This window comes from Faecalibacterium longum (genome assembly GCF_040094125.1).
Classification (GTDB): Bacteria; Bacillota; Clostridia; order Oscillospirales; family Ruminococcaceae; genus Faecalibacterium; species Faecalibacterium longum.
The window spans coordinates 1-4,740 of the sequence record NZ_JBBNIH010000022.1; the positions used below are offsets into that span (position 1 = coordinate 1).

At 61.4% G+C, this 4,740-nt stretch carries 4 protein-coding genes; all 4 read right to left on the reverse strand.

Annotated features, from left to right (window positions below):
• Positions 1–124: 124 nt before the first annotated feature.
• Positions 125–1,015: a TIM barrel protein gene (locus AAAU26_RS00170; RefSeq protein ID WP_227619454.1), complete on the reverse strand. Its 891-nt coding sequence runs from the start codon at positions 1,013–1,015 to the stop codon at positions 125–127.
• Positions 1,012–1,515: a YqeG family HAD IIIA-type phosphatase gene (locus AAAU26_RS00175; protein WP_227619455.1), complete on the reverse strand. Its 504-nt coding sequence runs from the start codon at positions 1,513–1,515 to the stop codon at positions 1,012–1,014. The genes AAAU26_RS00170 and AAAU26_RS00175 overlap by 4 nt, the downstream gene beginning before the upstream one ends.
• Before the next feature lie 110 nt (positions 1,516–1,625).
• A complete protein-coding gene (gene rpsU / locus AAAU26_RS00180) occupies positions 1,626–1,802 on the reverse strand; it encodes a 30S ribosomal protein S21 (RefSeq protein WP_005928271.1) in 177 nt (58 codons plus the stop codon).
• A gap of 189 nt (positions 1,803–1,991) precedes the next feature.
• Complete coding sequence (leuS, locus tag AAAU26_RS00185; RefSeq protein ID WP_227619456.1) at positions 1,992–4,541, reverse strand: leucine--tRNA ligase; 2,550 nt, start codon at positions 4,539–4,541, stop codon at positions 1,992–1,994.
• Between the last annotated feature and the right edge of the window lie 199 nt (positions 4,542–4,740).

Genomic DNA, 4,740 nt, shown 5'->3' on the forward strand with positions numbered 1-4,740 from the left:
AGGAGCAACAACGACGACCGCCGCCAGTGGCGGAAACAGGGAGTCGCTGTTGGGGCCGCGGCCAGCAAGACGCAAGCGGAGCGCTGCGGATGCTGGGTGCCGCAACCCGGGCAGTGGCAGCGCGTCAGCGCTGACGGAGAGGTTGCTCCCCCCTCGCCGCCTCGTACATCCTCTGCATCGCCTGCGCGTCCTCGGCCTGAGTACCGGCGCTCTCGCAGATGACGACCGGCTCGAGGCGGCGCTCTGCCAGCAGCTCCATCAGGGGCTGGGGCTCCGGGCCGAACTGGGTCTCAGCAAAGGTCCAGTGGCGCTTCTCGCCGCCGGCAGAGAACTCGATGCGGGAGAAGTGGACGTGGAACCGCCGGGCGCGCTCGTCGCCCAGCACCTCACCCATCCGGTCAAGGATGGCGGCGTAGTCGGCCCTGGACTGGATGCCGCCCAAGGTCCGGGCGTTCAGGTGGCCGAAGTCGATGCAGGGCGTGATGCGCTTGTCCACCCCGCAGAGGGCCAATACTTCGTCCAGCGTACCCAGCTGGCCGATTTTGCCCATGGTCTCCGGGCAGAGAGTCATATCGCCGTAACCGGCTTCGTCCAGCGCTTCCACGGCACGGCGCATGGTGTCCAGCGCCTTTTCAAGGGCGGCTTCGCGGCTCTGTTTGCCGCAGCTGCCCGAGTGGAAGATGATGCGCCGCCCGCCAAGCGCGCGGCAGACCTCGGCACTCTGGAGCAGATAGCGGACGCTGCCCAGCCGCTTTTCTTCCTCGAGGCTGGACATACTGATATAATAAGGTGCGTGGACGCTGAACAGGATGCCCCGCTCTGCGGCGTCTGCGGCCATCTTCCCGGCCTTGTCCACCCCGAGGCGGACGCCGTGGCCGCACTGGTACTCGAAAGCGTCCAGTCCCATCTCTGCCGTGTAGGCGGGGATGTCGAGGCTGGACTTGTAGCCCTTCGCCTCGAAGCTGTCGCTGGTGCCGGCAGTGCCAAACCGGATTTTCCAGTCACACTCGCTCACAGTGTCTTCCCTCCCCGGTCATAATACTTCTGCCAGTGGCGCTTTTCCCACTTGCGCTTGAGTACCACCTGCGCGCCGAGGTCGGGGCCGCGGGGAATGACCATCAGGCCCGGGATGCCGTAGAGGGCCGCCGCCATCCGGTCGGCGTAGAGCTGGTCGCCCACCATGGCCATCTGTTTCCGCCTCACGCCCATCCGGCGGCGGGCTACCATCAGCGCGAAGGGCAGAGGCTTGGCGGAACGGTAGAGGTACGCGAGGCCCAGTTTCTCGGCGAAGGGCCGGACGCGCTTCTCCGCACCGTTGGAGACGATGGTGAGGCCGATGCCGGCTTCCTTCATCTGAGCCAGCCACCCGGCCACTTCGTCCGGCAACTCCTGGCTGCGGTCAGCTGTCAGGGTGTTGTCGATGTCCAGCACGAGGGCGCGGATGCCCTTGCCCGCCAGAAACTCCGGGGTGATGTGGGTAACATCCTTGAACACATATTCGGGGGTGATGAGCATAGTATTTCTCCCTGCAATGAAAATAGGGGAGCCTGCAATACAGGCTCCCCTACATCGGCGTTAGCAACGCGTTTGAAATCTAAAGCAACAATGCGATTCCAAGCAGTTAATTACTTGAACTTACGCTTGCGGGCTGCTTCGGACTTCTTCTTGCGCTTAACAGACGGCTTCTCGTAAGCCTCGCGCTTACGGACCTCTGCGAGCACACCGCTGCGGGCAGTGCTACGCTTGAAGCGACGCAGTGCGCTCTCCAGCGACTCGCCCTCTTTAACACGAATTTCCGACATCTTATTCCCTCCCTTGGACCGTGAGGCAGGAATTTCGTTGTTACATGGTAACTAACAGTAGACAGTATAGCGCATTTTCATGCGTTCGTCAACCTTTTTCAGAAAGTTTTTTTGAAACTTTTCGAAAAAGCATACTCCTCTTTGGCTCCCCTTTTTAGGGGAGCTGGCTGCGAAAGCAGACTGAGAGGTTTAGCCCTTGACGGCCAGATTGACCAGACGGCCCTTGACGTAGATCTCCTTGACCACGGTCTTGCCGGACAGAGCCTCGGCGACAGCCGGGTCAGCCTTTGCGGCGGCGATGGCGTCCTCAGAGGTGATGTCTGCGGCCACCTTCAGACGGGCCTTGACCTTGCCGTTGACCTGTACTGCGATCTCAACCGTGCTCTCAACGCACTTGGCCTCCTCGTACTTGGGCCAGGGGTAGTAGGCCAGCTGCTCGTCGTGGCTGTGGCCCAGCTTCTCCCACAGCTCCTCGGTCATGTGGGGAGCGAACGGGTTCAGCAGCTGGACGACGGTCTCGAACTCGGCCCTGGTAGCGCCGCCGTTGTCGTACAGGGCGTTGACCAGAGTCATGAGCTGTGCAATGGCGGTGTTCATCTTCAGGCCCTCGATGTCAGCGCCCACCTTCTTGATGGTCTGGTGCAGCAGAGTCTCCAGCTGGGGACGATAGCCCTCGCCCTCCACCAGCTTGTCGGACAGAGCCCACACGCGGTCGAGGAAGCGGTTGCAGCCGGCGATGGCAGAGGTCTGCCAGGGTGCGGCCTGCTCGAAGTCACCCATGAACATCTCGTACAGACGCATGGTGTCAGCACCGTACTGGTCCACGACCTCGTCAGGGTTGATGACATTGCCCAGAGATTTGGACATCTTGACGATGGGGTGGCGGGCCATCTCACCGTACTTCTCTTCCAGAGCCTTCTCGGCGGCCTTCTGGCTGCCGTACTCCTTCAGCAGCTTCTCCTGCTCCTCAGCGGGCAGGTTGACGAAGCTGTGGGGGTTCAGGCCCAGGATCATGCCGTGAGCGGTGCGCTTCTGGTAGGGTTCCGGAGAAGGCACGACGCCGATGTCGTACAGGAACTTATGCCAGAAACGGCTGTAGAGCAGATGCAGGGTAGTATGCTCCATGCCGCCGTTGTACCAGTCCACCGGAGACCAGTATTCCAGCGCCTCTTTGGAAGCAAGGGCGTCCTTGCAGTGGGGGTCCATATAGCGCAGGAAGTACCAGGAAGAACCGGCCCACTGAGGCATGGTGTCGGTCTCGCGGGTCGCGGGGCCGCCGCAGCAGGGGCAGGTGGTCTTGACCCAGTCGGTGTGGCGGGCCAGCGGAGACTCACCGTCGGGACCCGGCTCAAAGTCGGTAATGTCGGGCAGGGTCAGAGGCAGGCTGCTCTCGGGCAGGGGCTGCCAGCCGCACTTCTCGCACTTGACCATGGGGATAGGCTCGCCCCAGTAGCGCTGACGGCTGAACACCCAGTCGCGGAGCTTGTAGTTGACCTTATCCCGGCCCTTGCCGTTGGCTTCCAGCCACTCGATCATCTTTTTCTTGGCGTCGGTGACAGACAGGCCGTCGAGGAAGCCGGAGTTGACCAGCGTACCGGTGGCCACGTCGGTGAAGGCAGCCTCGTCGAGGTTGGAGGGGGTGTTGCCCTTGACGACCTCGATGATGGGCAGGCCAAACTTCTTGGCAAACTCCCAGTCGCGGGTATCGTGGGCAGGCACGGCCATGATGGCACCGGTGCCATAGGTAGCCAGAACGTAGTCGGAGATGAAGATGGGGATCTCCTTGTCGTTGACGGGGTTGATGCCCATGACGCCGTCCAGCTGAACGCCGGTCTTTTCCTTGTTCAGCTCACTGCGCTCGAAGTCGCTCTTGCGGGCAGCCTCGGCCTGATAAGCCTTGACGGCGTCGGCATTCTTGATGATGCCCTTTTCCAGCCACTCCTTGAGCATGGCGTGCTCGGGAGAGACGACCATGTAGGTAGCGCCGAACAGGGTGTCGCAGCGGGTGGTGTAGACGGTCAGGGTGTCGCCGGCGGTGGTGCCGAAGTTGACTTCTGCGCCGTGGCTGCGGCCGATCCAGTTCTTCTGCTGGGTGGCAACGCGCTCGATGTAATCCAGACCGTCCAGACCATCGATGAGCTTGTCCGCGTAGGCGGTGATCTTCAGCATCCACTGGCTCTTGACGCGGTGGACGACCTCGCTGCCGCAGCGCTCGCAGACGCCGTTGACGACTTCCTCGTTTGCCAGCACACACTTGCAGCCGGTACACCAGTTGACGTTCATTTCCTTCTTGTAGGCGAGGCCCTTCTTGTACAGCTGCAGGAAGATCCACTGGGTCCACTTATAATACTCGGGGTCGGTGGTGTTGATCTCACGGTCCCAGTCGAAGGAGAAGCCCAGTGCCTTGAGCTGCTCCCGGAAGTGGTCAACATTCTTCTTGGTGACGATGGCCGGATGGATGTGGTTCTTCATGGCGAAGTTCTCGGTGGGCAGGCCGAAAGCGTCCCAGCCCATCGGGTAGAGCACGTTATAACCGTTCTGGCGGCGCTTGCGGCTCACGACATCCAGCGCAGTGTAGCTGCGGGGATGGCCGACGTGCAGGCCCGCGCCCGAGGGATACGGGAACTCCACCAGTGCATAGAACTTGGGCTTCTTGTGGTCGATCTCAACGTGGAAGGTCTTTTCGTCCTCCCACACCTTCTGCCACTTGGCCTCCACGGCCTTGTAATCATACTTCATTTTTGTAATCAGCTCCAGACTTTTTCTAAAACAATACCAATGATATATGACAAACTCAGCAATACTCTACGTGTTCAACCTCTCCGTCACGCCTGCGGCGTGCCACTGCCCGGGTTGCGGCACCCAGCATCCGCTGCGCTCCGCTTGCGTCTTGCTGGCCGCGGCCCCAACAACGACTCCCTGTTTCCGCCACTGGCGG

Excerpts from the sequence above, each read along its gene's own strand:
- AAAU26_RS00175 (WP_227619455.1), bottom strand. The coding sequence starts at position 1,515 with ATGCTCATCACCCCCGAATATGTGTTCAAGGATGTTACCCACATCACC.
- rpsU (WP_005928271.1), bottom strand. The coding sequence starts at position 1,802 with ATGTCGGAAATTCGTGTTAAAGAGGGCGAGTCGCTGGAGAGCGCACTG.
- leuS (WP_227619456.1), bottom strand. The coding sequence starts at position 4,541 with ATGAAGTATGATTACAAGGCCGTGGAGGCCAAGTGGCAGAAGGTGTGG.